Annotated in this window: 13 protein-coding genes and 1 pseudogene; 4 read left to right on the forward strand and 10 right to left on the reverse strand. The window is 68.5% G+C overall.

What is annotated here, in order from left to right:
* Positions 1-60: 60 nt before the first annotated feature.
* Positions 61-525, forward strand: coding sequence for a hemerythrin domain-containing protein (locus FJV41_RS07450; protein ID WP_141641715.1), 465 nt, complete (start codon positions 61-63; stop codon positions 523-525).
* A gap of 62 nt (positions 526-587) precedes the next feature.
* Here the strand turns inward: FJV41_RS07450 and FJV41_RS07455 are convergent, their stop codons facing one another.
* The 8 genes from FJV41_RS07455 to FJV41_RS07490 form a co-directional block, all read right to left on the reverse strand.
* Positions 588-2,432, reverse strand: coding sequence for a HAMP domain-containing sensor histidine kinase (locus tag FJV41_RS07455; RefSeq protein ID WP_141641716.1), 1,845 nt, complete (start codon positions 2,430-2,432; stop codon positions 588-590).
* Positions 2,429-3,592, reverse strand: a complete 1,164-nt coding sequence (locus FJV41_RS07460) for a sensor protein KdpD (RefSeq protein ID WP_141641717.1) — start codon at positions 3,590-3,592, stop codon at positions 2,429-2,431. Before FJV41_RS07460 ends, FJV41_RS07455 begins: the two co-directional genes overlap by 4 nt.
* A gap of 82 nt (positions 3,593-3,674) precedes the next feature.
* On the reverse strand, positions 3,675-4,298 hold the full coding sequence (kdpC, locus tag FJV41_RS07465; RefSeq protein ID WP_141641718.1) for a K(+)-transporting ATPase subunit C: 624 nt from the start codon (positions 4,296-4,298) through the stop codon (positions 3,675-3,677).
* A 20-nt stretch (positions 4,299-4,318) separates the two neighbouring features.
* Positions 4,319-6,379, reverse strand: a complete 2,061-nt coding sequence (kdpB, locus tag FJV41_RS07470) for a potassium-transporting ATPase subunit KdpB (RefSeq protein WP_141641719.1) — start codon at positions 6,377-6,379, stop codon at positions 4,319-4,321.
* Between the two features lie 3 nt (positions 6,380-6,382).
* Positions 6,383-8,101 carry a potassium-transporting ATPase subunit KdpA gene (gene kdpA, locus FJV41_RS07475; RefSeq protein ID WP_141641720.1) on the reverse strand — a complete coding sequence of 573 codons (1,719 nt, stop codon included), beginning with the start codon at positions 8,099-8,101 and terminating at the stop codon, positions 6,383-6,385.
* A gap of 10 nt (positions 8,102-8,111) precedes the next feature.
* Positions 8,112-8,201: a K(+)-transporting ATPase subunit F gene (kdpF, locus tag FJV41_RS07480; protein ID WP_141641721.1), complete on the reverse strand. Its 90-nt coding sequence runs from the start codon at positions 8,199-8,201 to the stop codon at positions 8,112-8,114.
* A gap of 106 nt (positions 8,202-8,307) precedes the next feature.
* On the reverse strand, positions 8,308-9,444 hold the full coding sequence (locus tag FJV41_RS07485; protein ID WP_141641722.1) for a porin: 1,137 nt from the start codon (positions 9,442-9,444) through the stop codon (positions 8,308-8,310).
* Between the two features lie 395 nt (positions 9,445-9,839).
* Entirely contained in the window at positions 9,840-11,327 is a 1,488-nt protein-coding gene (locus FJV41_RS07490; RefSeq protein WP_141641723.1) for a hypothetical protein, read from the reverse strand.
* Between the two features lie 105 nt (positions 11,328-11,432).
* Between FJV41_RS07490 and FJV41_RS07495 the strand changes: the two genes are divergently transcribed.
* The gene (locus FJV41_RS07495) at positions 11,433-11,792 is read left to right on the forward strand and encodes an ArsR/SmtB family transcription factor (RefSeq protein ID WP_141641724.1); all 360 of its coding nucleotides are present in this window, start codon (positions 11,433-11,435) and stop codon (positions 11,790-11,792) included.
* Entirely contained in the window at positions 11,789-12,694 is a 906-nt protein-coding gene (locus FJV41_RS52115) for an SRPBCC family protein (RefSeq protein ID WP_174455954.1), read from the forward strand. Before FJV41_RS07495 ends, FJV41_RS52115 begins: the two co-directional genes overlap by 4 nt.
* Here FJV41_RS52115 and FJV41_RS07505 read toward each other — a convergent pair.
* Positions 12,675-13,799, reverse strand: a complete 1,125-nt coding sequence (locus FJV41_RS07505; protein WP_141641725.1) for a serine hydrolase domain-containing protein — start codon at positions 13,797-13,799, stop codon at positions 12,675-12,677. The genes FJV41_RS52115 and FJV41_RS07505 overlap by 20 nt on opposite strands.
* A 75-nt stretch (positions 13,800-13,874) precedes the next feature.
* Between FJV41_RS07505 and FJV41_RS07510 the strand changes: the two genes are divergently transcribed.
* On the forward strand, positions 13,875-14,720 hold the full coding sequence (locus tag FJV41_RS07510; RefSeq protein WP_141641726.1) for a class I SAM-dependent methyltransferase: 846 nt from the start codon (positions 13,875-13,877) through the stop codon (positions 14,718-14,720).
* 33 nt (positions 14,721-14,753) lie between these two features.
* On the opposite strand, the pseudogene FJV41_RS52120 reads toward FJV41_RS07510, so the two are convergent.
* A pseudogene (locus tag FJV41_RS52120) lies at positions 14,754-15,478 on the reverse strand (right-handed parallel beta-helix repeat-containing protein); the annotation flags it as partial.

Here is a 15,478-nt window from a genome sequence, read left to right on the forward strand (position 1 = left end):
CACGACCCGCATGCATGCGGACCGTTGAGCGGCGACCCCAACAACACAAGGAGCGCACCCGTGGACGTCATCGACCTCTTGATTCAACAGCACCGCGAAGTCGACGCCTTGTTCCAGGCGTTCCGCCGCGCCCCGGACGACACGAGCCGGAAGGAGCTCTGCATCCAGCTCGCGGAGGCGCTCATGCTGCACACCACCATCGAGGAGCGCTGGGTCTATCCGAAGGCCGCCCGCGTGGTGGGCGACGATAAAATCGAGCACGCGGAAGAAGACCATCAGGAGATGACGAAGCTCCTGGGCGAAATCGTCCGCATGCGCGACGACATGAACGCCGTGAAGGCCCGGGTCGACTCACTCGAGCGAGTGGTGAAGCGCCACATCGCCGACGAGGAGCAGAACATTCTCCCGCAGGTCGCCAAGAACGTCACCGAGAAGGAAATCGGCATGTCCTGCAAGGACCTCGTCCGCGAGGCCTCCAAGATTCGCCGCGAGGAGATGAAGGACTGGGGCGAAGCCTCCGTGTGACGAAGTCCTCCTGGTGAACCAGCTCCCGCCCGTGCCTTCGACAAGGAGCGCGGGCGGGAGTGTCACGTCGGCTCCACCGCCGCCGCTTGCTGAGGCAGCGTGAACCAGAACGTGCTCCCCCGTCCCGGAGCGCTCACCACGCCCAGCTCTCCGCCGTGCGCCTGGACGATTTCCTTCGCGATGGACAACCCCAGCCCCGCGCCACCCACCGGTGCCCCGGGCGCGCGGTAGAACTTCTCGAAGATGCGGCCCTGCTGCTCCAGCGCGATGCCCTCGCCCGTATCCCGCACCTCGAAGCGCACGCGCGTCCCCTCGCGAGCCACTCGCACCTCCACCTCCCCCCCCGCCGGCGTGTGTTTCACCCCGTTGCCCACCAGGTTTCCCAACACCAGGCCCAGCCGGTCCGGGTCCACGTCCACTGACTCCACCTCCAGCCCGACCTGCCTCGACAGTCGCACCCCGCGCTCCGCCGCCGCCGAGCGCTGTGAGTCCAGCGCCGCCTCCACCAGCTCCTCCGCCGGCACCCGCCGCACCTCCAGCCGGAGCTGTCCCGCCTGGATGCGAGACAAGTCCAGCAGGTCATCGACGATGCCCTGCAAACGCTCGCAGTCCTCGCGCGCCGCGAACAGCAGGTCCGCCTGCTTCTCCGTCACCGCGCCCACCATGCCCTCGGCCACCAGGTGCACCGCCATGCGCAGCGACGTCAGCGGCGTGCGGAACTCATGCGCCACCGTGGCCACCAGGTCGTTCTTCAGCTCGTCGAAGCGACGCAGCCGCGTCACGTCCTGGAGAATCACCGTGGCGCCCACCACCTCGCCCGTCTCCCCGTACACCGGACTCCCACGCGGCAGGAGCCACCGGTCTCCATCCGCCAGCTCCACCCTCACCGCCTCCTCGTAGCCGCGAGGCTGATACGCGCCCTTGCCACCCAGCACATGGCCGCGCACCCGCTCCAGCACCTCGCGCGCCTCCGGCACCACGCGGCCCAGCACATCCCCGCCGCCCTCCAGCGACAGCTTCAGCACGTCCTCCGCCGAGCGGTTGACGTTGAGCAACACCCCATCCGAGCCGAACACCACCACCGGGTCCGGCAGGCTGTCGATGGCCGCCTGCGAGGCGGACTGCGCCTGGAGCAGTTCGCCCAGGCTGCTCTGGCGATACTGCTGGAGCGCCTCCGCCATCGAGTTGAAGTCCTGCCCGAGCTGCGCGATTTCGTCCGTCCCCTCCACCACCGCGCGCACCGCGTAGTCACCCCGGCCCAGTCGCCGCACTGCTTGCGACAGCACCGACACGGGCCGCAGCGCGCGATGCGTGAGGGACGTGGAGGCGAACAACCCCACACCGAAGGCCGCCAGCACCGCCAGCACCATCAGCGTGTTCACCTGGTCGCTCTGCCGCCGCAGCTCCTCGCTCTTGTGCACCATCGCGTCCTGGTTGAGCGCCAGGATGGATGCCGCCGCCTCCTTCACCTCACGGAAGGCGGGCTCGATGCTCCGGAAGTACACGGCCTTCCGCTCCGCCTCCGAGGACAACGTGAGGAACGCGTCATATGCCGTCTGATATCGCGACCAACCCGCGCGCAGCCTGCGCGTGGCCTCGGCCTCGCCAGGCTCGGTGACGTTGCCTTCTTGAAGGCGCAGCTCCGACTCCAACACCTGACGCTGCGCGGACTGCTGTGCCTCACCCCGCTCCAGTTCCCCCGCGACGATGAACAGGGCGGCGCTGTCCATCCGCTCCAGTTGCTCGGTCATCCGCTGCGTCGCGAGCACGCTGCGGTAGTTGTCCTGGAGGATTCGCTGCCCGGAGCGCCCCAGCCGGGCCAACGTGACGACGGCGACCACTCCCACCAGGGCCAGGGCCAGGGCCAGGGGAGCCTGGGCCAGCAGCAACCTCAGCCTCAGCGTCATGAACGCTTCTCCTCGGGCGCGGGGTCGAAGGCCACGACATGGATGTCGAAGCCCTCGCCTTCGCGCAGCAGCCGCACATCCGCCGCGCGCCCCAAGGCCCGCCGCCACCAGGGCTGATGCGAGCGGCCCACCATGATGTGGCCCACGCCGTGCGAACGCGCGAAGTCGAGAATCGCCTCCACCGGGTCCTTCGAACGCAGTCGCACCACCTCCGCGCCCAGCTCCTTCGCCTTCTCGATGTTCGCCAGCAGGTGCCGCTGCGCCTCCGCGTCGATGAGGTGCGGGGCCTCGCGCGGCGTCTCCACGTACACCACGAACCAGTCCGTGTTCAGTCGCCCCGCCATGCGCGAGCCTCGCCGCAGCAGGGTGGCCGCGCGCGGCGGGTAGCTCGACAGCGCCACCAGCACCCGGCCCCAGGACGCGCCCTTCTGCTGTCCCTCGTCTCCCGCGCGCGACGGCAGCCCGGCGGTGGCGCGGTCCAGGCTCTCCGCCACCTCTCGCAGCGCCAGCTCGCGCAGCGTGGACAGGTTCTCTCCCTTGAAGAAGCTCTCCAGGGCACGTGGCACCTTGTCCTCCGCGTAGATCTTCCCCGCCTTCAGCCGCTCGTGGAGGTCCTCCACCGCCAGGTCCAGGTTCACCACCTGGTCGGCGCCCTTGAGGAAGCTGTCGGGGAGCGTCTCGCGCACGATGACGCCGGTGGTGCGCTCCACCAGGTCATTGAGGCTCTCCAGGTGCTGCACGTTGAAGGCGCCGATGACGTTGATGCCCGCGTCGAGCAGCTCCTGCACGTCCTGGTAGCGCTTGCGGTGTCGACACACCGGCAGGTTGGTGTGGGCCAGCTCATCCACCACCGCGACCTGGGGCCTGCGCGCCAGCACCGCGTCCAGGTCCATCTCCTCCACCGTGACGTCGCGGTAGGTGTGCTCCTTGCGTGGCACCACCTCCAGCCCCTCCACCAGGGCCTCCGTCTCCTTGCGACCGTGGGTCTCCACGAAGCCGAGCACCACGTCCACGCCCCGGCGCTTGAGCGCGTGCGCCTCCTCCAGCATGCGGTACGTCTTCCCCACGCCAGCCGCGAAGCCGATGTAGAGCTTGAGCCGACCGCGCCGGCCCCGCTCCACCAGCTCCAGGAAGTCCTCCGCACGCGAACGTCGCGTCATCGTCACCCTCGGACCTCCACAGCGGAGGCGCGAGCGACAATGCCCGCGCCTCCGCACGAATGCATGGGGAGAATGGACTCCGTCACTCGGGAGTCACCGCGCCCATCGGCTGCGCGGGCTCCGAGGCGAGCCGACCGAACTGCCGGTCCAGCGCCAGGTTCAGCAGCAGCACGTTGACGCGCGGCTCGCCCAGCACGCCGAGCGTCCGTCCCTCGACGTGCGAGTTCACCACCGCGAGTACGCGCTCCGGCGCCACGCCTCGCGCCTTCGCCACGCGCGGCGCCTGCCAGCGCACCGCCTCCGGCGAAAGGTGCGGGTCCAGGCCGGACGCCGACGTGGTGACCAGCTCACCGGGCACAAGCCCTGGCGTGTCCGGGTTCTCCTGGCGCAGGCGCTCGACCTCCGCCGTCACCCGGTCCCTGAGCTTCTGGGACGTCGGCCCCAGGTTGCTGCCCGAGGACGCCGCCGCGTCGTAGCCAGCACCCGCCGCCGACGGGCGCGGCTGGAAGTAGCCGCCTCGGGTGAAGCCCTGACCAATCAGCGCGCTGCCCACCACGCGGCCCTGCTCGTCCTTCACGAGCGAGCCCTGGGCCTGGAAGGGGAACAACAGTTGCGCCACGCCGGTGACGGCGAGCGGATACAGCACCCCCGTGAGCACCAGGGTGACGACACAGGCGCGCAGGGCGGTGACAAGAGTGGAGACCATGATGAGGAGCCCTTTCACTTTCAGGACAGGCCCACGGCCGTGAGCAACACGTCCAGGGCCTTGATGCCGACAAAGGGAACGATGACGCCGCCGACTCCGTAGACGAGCAGGCTGCGCCGCAGCAGGGCCGCCGCGCCCAGCGGGCGGTAACGCACACCGCGCAGCGCCAGGGGAATCAGCGCGATGATGATGAGCGCGTTGAAGATGACCGCCGCCAGAATCGCGCTGTACGGCGACGACAGGCCCATCACGTTGAGCGGAGCAATCTGGGGAAACACCCCCATGAACAGCGCCGGGAGGATGGCGAAGTACTTCGCCACATCGTTGGCGATGGAGAACGTCGTCAGCGTCCCGCGCGTCATCAGGAGCTGCTTGCCCACCTCCACCACCTCCAGCAGCTTGGTGGGGTTGGAGTCGAGGTCCACCATGTTCCCCGCCTCCTTCGCCGCCTGCGTGCCGGTGTTCATCGCCACGCCGACGTCGGCCTGGGCGAGCGCGGGCGCGTCGTTGGTGCCGTCACCCGTCATCGCCACCAGCTTGCCCTTGCCCTGCTCGGTGCGGATGAGCGCCAGCTTCGCCTCGGGCGTCGCCTCCGCGAGGAAGTCATCCACGCCCGCCTCACGAGCAATCGCCGCGGCGGTGCGCGGGTTGTCGCCGGTAATCATCACCGTGCGGATGCCCATGGCCCGGAAGCGGTCGAAGCGCTCCTTGATGCCGCCCTTCACCACGTCCTTCAGGTGGATGATGCCGAGCAGCCGCGAGCCATCCGCCACCGCCAGCGGCGTGCCGCCCGCGTCACCAATGCGGCCCGCCGCCACGGTCAGCTCCGCCGGCACCGCGCCGCCCTGGGCCTGCACGTGCTTGACGATGGCATCCACCGCGCCCTTGCGGATGCTGCGCGGGTGCGGGTCCACCAGGTCACACCCGCTCATGCGCGTCTGCGCGGTGAACGGGACGAACGTCGCGTGGTGCGCCAGCAGCTCGCGCGGACGCATCTTGTACGTGTCCTTCACCAGCGTGACGATGGAGCGCCCCTCGGGCGTCTCGTCCGCCAGGCTCGCCAACTGCGCCGCCTCCGCCAGGTCCTCCATGCGGACACCCGGCATGGGCAGCAGCTCCGTGGCCATGCGGTTGCCCAGCGTAATCGTGCCCGTCTTGTCGAGCAGCAGTGTGTCCACGTCTCCCGCCGCCTCGACGGCGCGGCCACTCATGGCCAGCACGTTCTTGCGCAAGAGCCGGTCCATGCCCGCGATGCCGATGGCGCTCAACAGGCCGCCAATCGTCGTGGGGATGAGGCACACCAGCAGCGCGACGACGGCGGTGCCCGACAGCGGCACACCGGAGTAGAGCGCCAGCGGCACCAGCGACACACACGCCAGCAGGAACACCACCGTCAGGCCCACCAGCAGGATGTGCAGCGCTATCTCGTTCGGCGTCTTCTGCCGGGCCGCGCCCTCCACCAGTCCAATCATCCGGTCCAGGAAGGACTCACCCGGGTTGACGGCGATGCGCACGACAATCCGGTCCGACAACACCTTGGTGCCACCCGTCACCGCCGAGCGGTCTCCACCGGACTCGCGAATCACCGGCGCGGACTCGCCGGTAATCGCGGACTCGTCCACGCTGGCGATGCCCTCCACCACCTCGCCGTCACCTGGGATGAGGTCACCCGCCTCGCAGACGACGAGGTCGCCCTTGCGCAGGTTCGGCGCGGGCACACGCTCCTCGCGCCCGTCCACCAGTCGCCGCGCGGTGGTGTCCTTGCGCATCTTTCGCAGCGCGCCGGCCTGGGCCTTGCCGCGCCCTTCCGCCACGGCCTCCGCGAAGTTCGCGAACAACACGGTGAACCACAGCCACACCGCCACCCAGACGGTGAACCACAAGGGCGCGCCGTCGGTGCGCGGCGAAACGAGGTCCTTCACCACCAGCACCGTGGTGAGCAGGCTGCCCGCCCACACCACGAACATGACGGGGTTGCGCGCCACGTCGCGCGGGTGGAGCTTCTTCAGACTGTCCAGCAGCGCGGGTTTGAGGAGAGACACGTCGAACAGCGACGCGGGTTTCGAGGATGCGGAGCTCATGGCTCAGTAGACCTTTCCGGCCCCGGCGAGGAAGTGCTCGACGATGGGGCTCAGGGAGAGCGCGGGGAAGAAGGTGAGCGCACCGACGATGACCACGATGCTCACCAGCAGGCCGGTGAACAGGGCGCCGTTCGTCGGGAAGGTGCCCGGACCCGCCGGCACCACCTTCTTGCCCACCATGGAGCCGGCGATGGCCAGCGCGGGGACAATCATCAGGAAGCGCCCGCCGAGCATGGCCAGCCCCAGGGAGATGTTCCAGAAGGGCGTGTTCGCGTTGAGGCCCGCGAACGCGCTGCCGTTGTTCGCCGTGGCGCTGGTGAACGCGTAGAGGATTTCCGTCAGGCCGTGCGGTCCCGCGTTGTTCAGCGAGGACACGCCCTGCGGAATCACCGCCGCCACCGCGGACATCCCCAGGATGAACAGCGGGAAGATGAGCACGTAGAGCATCGCGAGCTTCATCTCCTTCGCCTCAATCTTCTTGCCCAGGTACTCGGGCGTGCGGCCCACCATCAGGCCGGCGATGAAGACGGACAGCACCACCATGATGAGGATGCCGTAGAGGCCCGCCCCCACTCCGCCGAAGATGACCTCGCCCAGCTGCATGTTGACCAGCGGCACCAGCCCGCCCAGCGGGTTGAAGCTGTCGTGCATGGAGTTGACCGCGCCGCACGACGCATCCGTGGTGACGGTGGCGAAGAGGGCGGACGCGGTGATGCCGTAGCGCACCTCCTTGCCCTCCAGGTTGCCCACCTGCGCCACCTGCGCGGAGGCCACGGCGGCGTTGGGCTGGGACTCGGCGGCGTAGGCGGCGGTGACGCCCGCGAAGAAGAGGATGGACATGGCCGCGAAGAGGGCCCAGCCCTGCTTCGTGTCCCCCGTCATCTTCCCGTACGTGTACGTGAGGGCGGAGGGTATGGAGAAGATGAGCAGCATCTGCACCAGGTTGGTGAGCGGCGTCGGGTTCTCGAAGGGGTGCGCGCTGTTGGCGTTGAAGAAGCCACCGCCGTTGGTGCCCAGCATCTTGATGACCTCCTGCGAGGCCACCGGACCCATGGCGAGCGTCTGCTTCGCGCCCTCCAGCGTGGTCAGCTCGTGGTACGGCGCGAAGTTCTGCAACATGCCCTGCGAGACGAAGAACAGGGCCACGACGAAGCACAGCGGCAGCAGCACGTAGAGCGTGCCGCGCACCACATCCACCCAGAAGTTGCCCAGCGTCTTCGCGCCCTCGGGTCCCGGGCGGCGCGTGAAGCCGCGCGCCAGCGCCAGCGCCACGCCGAGCCCCGCCGCAGCGGAGACGAAGTTCTGCCACGCCAGCCCCACCATCTGCGTGAGGTAGCTCATGGTGGACTCACCGGCGTACGACTGCCAGTTGGTGTTCGCGACGAAGCTGGCCGCCGTGTTGAACGACAACTCCGGGCCCACCGCGCCCAGGCCTTGCGGGTTGAGCGGCAGCACGTGCTGCGCGCGCTGGAGCCCGTAGAGGATGAGCATGCCGACGACGCTGAAGGCCAGGAGCGCGCCGCAGTACTCCACCCACGTCTGCTCGCGACGCGCGCTGGCGCCCGTCAGGCGCAGCAACACTCGCTCCACGGGGCCGAGCACGCGCGGCAACGGCTGCGTCTGCCCTTCGAAGACACGGAAGAGATAGGTGCCCAGCGGCTTCGTCAGCGCGAGCAGGAGGGCGAAGAACAACACAATCTGCAACCAACCAATGAGGGTCATGGCGAAGTCCCTAGAAGCGCTCGGGACGGAGCAGGGCGTAGACGAGGTAGGCGGTGAGCAGCACGGCGAGCACGGCGCCAGCGGCGTATTCGAAAGTCATCGGGAGGACCTCACAGGCGCTCGCAGCCGTGGGCATAGGCCCACGCGAGCGCGAAGAAACCGACGGTGACGAGGAGGAGGACGACATCCATGGAGGGACTCCAGGTTCAGAACCAGGCGGTGGCTCCGAGGACGATGAGCGTCTCGGAGTCCTTGGGAATGGGGGTGCCTTCGTCGGTGGTGGCGCGGCTTGCGAAGACGTCCGCCGTCGAGCGGTCATGCCGCGCCTCCAGCTTGAGCGTGAGCTGCTCGGCGGGCTTCACCTCCAGGGTGAGCGTGCCCCCCGTCAGCGTCTGCTCCACGCCCGTCATGAGTCCGTCGGCGTCGCGATACGCTTCCACGCGCGCGGCCAACGCCGCGGGCTCGGCGAGCTGGACTCGGGCGTTGAGTCCCGCCGCGTACCAGACCGCGCGGTCCGCGCCGGGAATCCGCTGGGTGCCGGCGTCCACGGTGGCCGCGAGCTTGAACGACTCCGTCACCGCGTACGTCGCCACCGCGTCCGCGAAGAGCCTCAGGCCGTCGCTGCCCTCGGTGCCTTCGTTTCCGATGAAGGTGTTGAAGGACGCCGACAGGCGCTCGCCCGCGTAGGCCACCTGGGTGCCCAGCGCGAGGCCCCGGTTGTTGTCGCCAATGGTCTGCCAGCCATTGAGGAGCTGGAGCTGCACGCTCCACGCGTCATCCAGCGCGTACGTACCCTTGAGGCCCGTCTGGTAGTAGGGCGACAGCTCGCCCATCCACGAGCGCGTGTACGTCCAGTTGAGCTGCGACTGGAAGGACTCCAGACCGATGTGGCTCGGGTAGAGCCCGGCCTCCAACGTCAGCGGACCGGTGGCGAAGGACAGCGAGGCCTGCTGCACGTAGCGCCACAAGTCAGGCCCGGAGGCGACGCCCTCGGGCTCGGCCGCATGGACCACCTCCGCTCCCGTGCCGAAGCCGAGGAGCACCTTGAAGCCCACCGGCGCCGGGGCCACGCTCACGCCGATGGAGGCCAGGTTGATGGCCACTTCGCTGTCGCGCTTCGCGGACGTGCCGGTGCCGGGGATGAAGTTCGCCGCGTTCGCGGGCCGGTTGAAGTTGTGGCCGAAGTACACGTCGACGCCTCCCTCGGGCTTCATGCGGGAGAAGAAGCCAGGGGCCTCCGCTTCGGCCCGGGTATCCGTGGGTCCTTGAAGTGGTGGCGAGGAGGCGTCGGCCTGCTGGAGCAGCAGGGAGAGCAGCAGCGGAGGAGCGTCGAGGGTCCACATGGGCGTGCTCCCTCTTGAGCACCGCCCGTACCAACCCCTTCCCCCGAGGACGCTAGGTGTTCCGAGGGGTTGCGGACATGCCCCGTGGTGCAGGATTGCAACCTGCACGACAGGCCGCCAGGCATCGTGCAGCTTGAGGCTCCGCAGACAGCGACAAGGCCGGGCGCACTGACACCTGGAAGCACCGCGCGTTTCGCCCGAAGCCGGGGAAGGCTTCTCGCATCCCGCGCGATGTACGGCGCGGATGGCTCCACGTGTTCGCGCTGGCTGAGAGTCAGACCTTTCGTGGAGGACGGCACGCCACCGAGGGCTTCACCGTGGATTCACGCCGTGAGCAGACCCTGCTGCTCGTCGCCGCGAACTTCAGGCTCTGAGCGTGCGCGGGAGTTCTCTGCTCACTCCCGGATGACCCGTGCGTAGGCGGCAAGCGCCTCGCGCAGCGGCGCCCCGCCCTGCTCCTCGGCTCCGTCCCGAAATTCAATCCGGAGCCCCTGGGAGCTGAACCTCGCGGCGGCAAGGAGGACGGGCGCGAACTCCCGCGCACGCGGTCCCGTGACGGTGGCCCGGATGGGAACCTCCGCGCCTCGGGTCACCTCGAGCCTCCAGAACCCATCTTCCCCAGAGGCCTTGAAGTACTCCAACTGGGAAGCCAGACGGGAGTGGGCACACCGGATGAAGAGGTCCGTCGAGGCATGGGGGATGGTCAGCCACGTCAGGTGGGGCAGGGCCGTCAGCGCATCGGACAGGCCGCTCTCAAATGAGCTCTTCAACTCCAGCCGCCTCACGGAGCTGTTCGCGGACAGCAAGCTCACCAGCTCGCCTGGAACATTCAGCAGACTCGTTACACGGCGCAACGCGGGGTGCCGGAGCATGCGCCCCCACTGCGCGACGTCATTGCCGTCGCTGTGGTGCTCCGGATTCCAGTTGAGTTCCTCCACCGTGTTCCAACCGGGCTCCGGCTTGGGAAAGGACTTGGGGAAGTGGTCCCCCTTTATCGGGCGGACCGCGACGGGAAAGCCCCGCTCGAAGCGGGTGTAGCCTCGCTCGACGTAGGGGCCCAACGGCGCCTGCCACCGCTCCCGGTTCGCCACGAGCAGTCGAGCGATGCGCTCCTCATCCGGCGCCTTCGCATACTGGAGCATGATGAACTCCCCCAGTGGGTCGCCCTGCTCGAGCAACTGGTCGGCCAACACCTGCCGGGCGGAGTCATCCTCCGGCGCCTCATAGACGCGGGCGAACAGCGCCTCCCGAGTCGCCGCGTCGAGGCGTGCACGCTCCACCCGCTCCTCGATGACCTCCTTCAGCGCGTCACACCGCGCCAGGGTCTCCGCATCGAGCACGGGAGGAACCCAACGAGCGCCCAGCCGGATGACGAGGTCGAACCGCTCGACCTCCTCCCCTTGCGTTGAAGGGAGTCGGGCCTTCAGCTCGCGCAGGGGCTCCACGTCATAGGGCGCCCCCACGTACATGAAGAGGCTGCAAAGCATCTTCAGCTCGCCTGGAGTCTCCGCTCCCGGAAGACGGACGAGGGTGAGCAGGAGCGGAATGATGCGCGGGTCCGCGGGCCACCATCGTCGCAGCCGGTCGAGGTCCGTGGAGAACGCACAGCGCGAAAGACTCGCCGCGCGTTCCCGCAGCCATCCCAGCGCCCGGGGAAGGTCCGTGGGATGCCGGCGGACCTCCTCGAGGACCCAGCGGACAGGCACCTCGAAGAAGGGAAGCCCCGTGGCGAGGTGGTCCGAGAGCCGCTGGATGAGCGCGATGACGGGCTCGGCTCGGCACTCCTTCCACGCCTCCAACAGGAGCGTGAGGGCCGCATCGTCCTCCCGCCGAGCGAGCGCCTCCTCCGTGCGTCCCAGCAACTCCGTCAGCAGGTGGCTCACCCGGACAGGATAGCCGAGGCCACCGCAACCCAGCGTCGATTCGGGCTCAATCCATACTTAAGTATCTGCTTGACCATCTAGCGACCCTCGCCAATACTCAAGCTCATGCTTAACCATGGCGCCGTCGACCGCATCTTCCATGCCCTGGGCGATTCCAATCGGCGCGCCATCGTCGAGCGGCTGAGTCGGGGAACCATGTCGGTCAGCGACCTGGCGAAGCCGCTCGACATCACGCTCGCCGCCGTCGTGCAGCACCTCCAGGTGCTCGAGGAGAGCGGGCTGGTGCGTACCGAGAAAATCGGACGCGTCCGCTCGTGTCAGCTCGAGCCTGGCGGACTGCGCGTGGCCGAGGACTGGCTGTCGAACCGACGCGGACTCTGGGAGCGCCGCTTCGACCGACTCGGCGAGCTGCTCGATGGGCCCGAGCGCCCGAACCCCACCCCTCGAAAGAAGACCAAGACATGAAGACCCCTCCCGTCGTGCATGGCTCGTTCACCATCGAGCGCACCTACAAGGCTTCACCCGCTCGCGTCTTCGCCGCATGGTCGGACGTGGAGACGAAGGCTCAGTGGTTCATCGGTCCGCCGGACCGCTGGACTCTCGTGAAGCGCGAGCTGGATTTCCGCGTGGGCGGCCAGGAGCTGCTGCACGGGCAGTTCGGCGGCAAGCACTCCACTGTCTTCACCGCGCGCTATCACGACATCATCCCGAACGAGCGGATGGTCTACGCCTACGACATGAGCGTGGGCGACAAGCACCTCTCCGTGTCCCTGGCCACGGTGGAGCTCCACGCCACGAAGACCGGGGGGACGCGGATGGTCTTCACCGAGCAGGCCGCGTTCCTCGACGGGGAAGACGGCACCCGCTCTCGCGAGGAGGGCACGGCGGCGCACTTCGACCGGCTGGCGCTCATCCTGGAGTCCTCGCGCGACATCATCTCGTCCCGGCTCATCGATGCGCCCCGTGAGCAGGTCTATGCGGCGTTCAGCGACCCGGAGCAGCTGACGCTGTGGTGGGGGCCGCAAGGCTCGACGAACACGTTCGAGCAGTTCGAGCTGCGCCCCGGCGGCAAGTGGCGCTTCACGATGCAGAGCGCGGAGGGAGCGCGCTACGCGATGGACAAGGAGTTCATCGAGGTGGTGCCGGCCGAGCGCATCGTCATCCAGCACCACCAGCAGACGCATCACTTCGAGATGCGGATGGACTTCGCGGACGAAGGGGCGCGGACGCGGCTCACCTGGCGCATGCGGTTCGAGTCGAAGGACGAGGTCGAGAAGGTACGCGGGTTCGTGGAGGCCGCGAACGAGCAGAACTTCGACCGGCTCGCGGCCCACCTCGCCTCGCGGGTCAGAGCCGCGCGGCCATGATTCGGGCCCACAGCTCCTCGTCGAAGTCGGACAGCGTCTCCGCCGAGCGAGTCCCCGCCTGAGCACCCAGCCGCGTCACCACGAGGCCCAGTGAGCGGCTGACGTAGACCTTCTGGTCGTCCTTGCCCAGTCCGGCGAAGACGTCCTGTGGCGCGCTGGGGATGAGCGGGCCGTCGATGCGCGCGCTCAGCGGCGGTATCAGGGTGAAGGCCTTGCCATTGAGCCAGAACAGGTGGCCATAGGCGGGGTTGAGCGTCTGCGAGGAATTGGTCGCGGTGTTGAGGTACGCCGAGGAGACGACCCGGGTTCCCGCCCACGCACCGTCCGCGAGCAGCAGCAGTCCGAAGCGCGCCAGGTCTCGCGCGCTCATCGTCAGGCCCCACAGGGGCAGGCCCTTGCTGTCGACATCGGAGCGCTGCTCCCACTGGCTGCGCGTCGCGCCCAGCGTGTTGAACAACCAGGCGTGGGAGAGCGCGTCGATGCCCAGGCCCGTGCGCCGCTCCAGAATCATGCGCAGCCGGTGATAGGCGTCGTTGTTGTACAGCCATGTCGTTCCGGGGGCCGCCTGAAGTCCGAGGGACGTGTTCAGGCCGCTCGTCATGGTCAGCAGGTGGCGCACGGTGATGCGGGCCTCGGCCAGCGCGCCCGTGTTGGACCAGCCGGCGCCGAGAATGGGAGTGACGCGCTCGTCGAGCGAGAGCAGTTGCTTGTCCACCGCGATGCCGACGAGCACGGAGACGACGCTCTTCTGCGCGGAGGCGATGTCGCGCATGAAGTTCGAGTTCGCCAGCCAGTAGCGCTCGGCGAGCAGCTTCCCGTCCTGGAGGATGACGATGGCCCGGGTGTCGCGGGAGCCCGCGAAGTCGAGCGCGGCGTTGAGCTTCGCCACGTCCCAGCCCGCGCTGGCTGGACTCACCGTGGGCCAGCTCGCGTCATCCGTGGGGAAGACGAGGGGGGCGATCAGACCGTGCGGGACGTCCCGGGGGGACGCCACGGTGGCTTCAGGTTGAGAGGTGGGCGTCTCGGTGGCCCCTTCTTCTGGAGCAGGAGGAGCACAGGCGAGGACGACACAGACGAGAGCGAGGAACAGGGCGCGCAGGGGCATGGGAGTAGCAACACGCGTCCACTCCGGAAGTTGCGGAAGGTGGCGGGGATGCGGCGAACGTGGGTTTATTTCGGCATGTCCTCGCCCTCCCCCGCCGAGTCCTACCTGCTGGACTTCCATCGTCGCCTCGCCGGGGTGACTTCGCGTGAGTTCGGAGGTGCTCCGGTGCTGCGCGACGGTGAGATGTTCCCGTCCACCTATGCGCTCCTGGAGGCGGCGGTGCCGAAGGAGGACGGGCCCCGGGTGGTGCTCGACCTGGCATGTGGTGATGGGTATCTGCTGGAGCTGCTCGCGCGGAGGAACCAGCCCGGGCTCGCGCTGGTGGGGCTCGACATGAGTGAGCACGAACTCGCGGTGGCGCGGGCGCGGCTGAACGGCGCGGCGACGTTGCATCTGGGGCGAGCGCAGTCACTGCCGCTCGCGGAGGCGAGTGTCGACGTGGTGCTGAGCCACCTGGCGCTGATGTTGATGGACGACGTAGAGACGGTGCTCTCGGAGATGCAGCGGGTGCTGAAGCCGACGGGGCGGGTGTCCGTCGTCGTCGGCGGCGAACTGGTGCGAGGCGAAGCGTTCGAGGTGTATCTGGGGTTGCTCAAGCCCCTGCTGGCCGCGGAGGAGCGGGTCCCCATGCCGCTGGGGGATGCGCGAGTGCGCTCCGTGGAAGGACTGACGGGGCTGTTCGGCGGCTTCACGCACGTGGACATCCGCCGGCTCGAGGTCCAGGGCGATGCGACTCCGGAGCACGCGTGGGAGTCGCTCAGCACGACCTATGACGCGGACCGGCTCTCCACGGCGGCGCGAGCCTCGCTCAAGCACGCCTTTGTCCAGGCCGTGGAGCCCTTGCGTCGCACCGACGGCACCATCCCCATGCGGTGGGGCATGCGGCAGGTGACGGCCACGGGGCGGCGTCGCACGGAGTGAGCCGCGCGCAGATGCCGCGTTCACGACATGGCTTCACCGGACGGTGTGGGCTTGCATCCCGCTCGCGCCGTCGCCCGTGGCCGTGAGCGTCAGCGCTCCTGCCTGTGTCGCCCGGAAGTAGAACGTCGCCTCCTGCTGCGGCCCCTCCAGCGCCAGTGCCCAGCCCGTTCCCGAAGTGGCCAGTGCCTGGGTGCAAGTCGCGTCGGAGTAGAGCACCGCTCCCGGCGCCGCCGTGCCCGCCACCTCCAGCACCAGTGACGGCGCCGTCAGCGCGGACAGGTTCCCCAGCGTGTCCTGACTCTGAACCACCAACTCCTCCGAGCACTGCCCCACTCCTGTCTCCCGGTCAGGTGTGAGGAAATCCAGGCGAGACGCCGTCCCTGCCACCACGTCCACGTCGAACGTCACCTCGGGCTCGGTCTCGCGCGCGTACCCCGGCCCGCTGACGTGGTTCTGGCTGATGAGGTTGGCACCTCCCAGGTCGGAGATGCCCGCCTGATAGGGATAGCCGTTCGTCACCACCGGCCCATCATGCGTCACCGTGTTCCGCGTCACCCGGAGCCGCGTCGACACAGACAAGGGTCCACCGTCCTCCTCCGCCTGGGACAGGTTGATACCGACGTCGTTGTCCACCAGCGTGTTCTCGAAGATGACGACGTCCTCACACAGCGCCATGTCGTAGTAGGCCCCGCCCGCGACGAGGATGCCCGAGCCCGTCGTCTCTCCTCCCGAGTACGCATTCCCCGTCACCCGGTTCC

Source organism: Myxococcus llanfairpwllgwyngyllgogerychwyrndrobwllllantysiliogogogochensis (assembly GCF_006636215.1).
In the GTDB taxonomy this organism is placed as follows: domain Bacteria; phylum Myxococcota; class Myxococcia; order Myxococcales; family Myxococcaceae; genus Myxococcus; species Myxococcus llanfairpwllgwyngyllgogerychwyrndrobwllllantysiliogogogochensis.

Excerpts from the sequence above, each read along its gene's own strand:
- FJV41_RS07510 (WP_141641726.1), top strand. The coding sequence starts at position 13,875 with ATGTCCTCGCCCTCCCCCGCCGAGTCCTACCTGCTGGACTTCCATCGT.
- FJV41_RS52115 (WP_174455954.1), top strand. The coding sequence starts at position 11,789 with ATGAAGACCCCTCCCGTCGTGCATGGCTCGTTCACCATCGAGCGCACC.
- FJV41_RS07460 (WP_141641717.1), bottom strand. The coding sequence starts at position 3,592 with ATGACGCGACGTTCGCGTGCGGAGGACTTCCTGGAGCTGGTGGAGCGG.
- kdpC (WP_141641718.1), bottom strand. The coding sequence starts at position 4,298 with ATGGTCTCCACTCTTGTCACCGCCCTGCGCGCCTGTGTCGTCACCCTG.
- FJV41_RS07455 (WP_141641716.1), bottom strand. The coding sequence starts at position 2,432 with ATGACGCTGAGGCTGAGGTTGCTGCTGGCCCAGGCTCCCCTGGCCCTG.
- FJV41_RS07505 (WP_141641725.1), bottom strand. The coding sequence starts at position 13,799 with ATGCCCCTGCGCGCCCTGTTCCTCGCTCTCGTCTGTGTCGTCCTCGCC.
- FJV41_RS07495 (WP_141641724.1), top strand. The coding sequence starts at position 11,433 with ATGCTTAACCATGGCGCCGTCGACCGCATCTTCCATGCCCTGGGCGAT.
- kdpA (WP_141641720.1), bottom strand. The coding sequence starts at position 8,101 with ATGACCCTCATTGGTTGGTTGCAGATTGTGTTGTTCTTCGCCCTCCTG.
- kdpB (WP_141641719.1), bottom strand. The coding sequence starts at position 6,379 with ATGAGCTCCGCATCCTCGAAACCCGCGTCGCTGTTCGACGTGTCTCTC.
- FJV41_RS07485 (WP_141641722.1), bottom strand. The coding sequence starts at position 9,444 with ATGTGGACCCTCGACGCTCCTCCGCTGCTGCTCTCCCTGCTGCTCCAG.
- kdpF (WP_141641721.1), bottom strand. The coding sequence starts at position 8,201 with ATGACTTTCGAATACGCCGCTGGCGCCGTGCTCGCCGTGCTGCTCACC.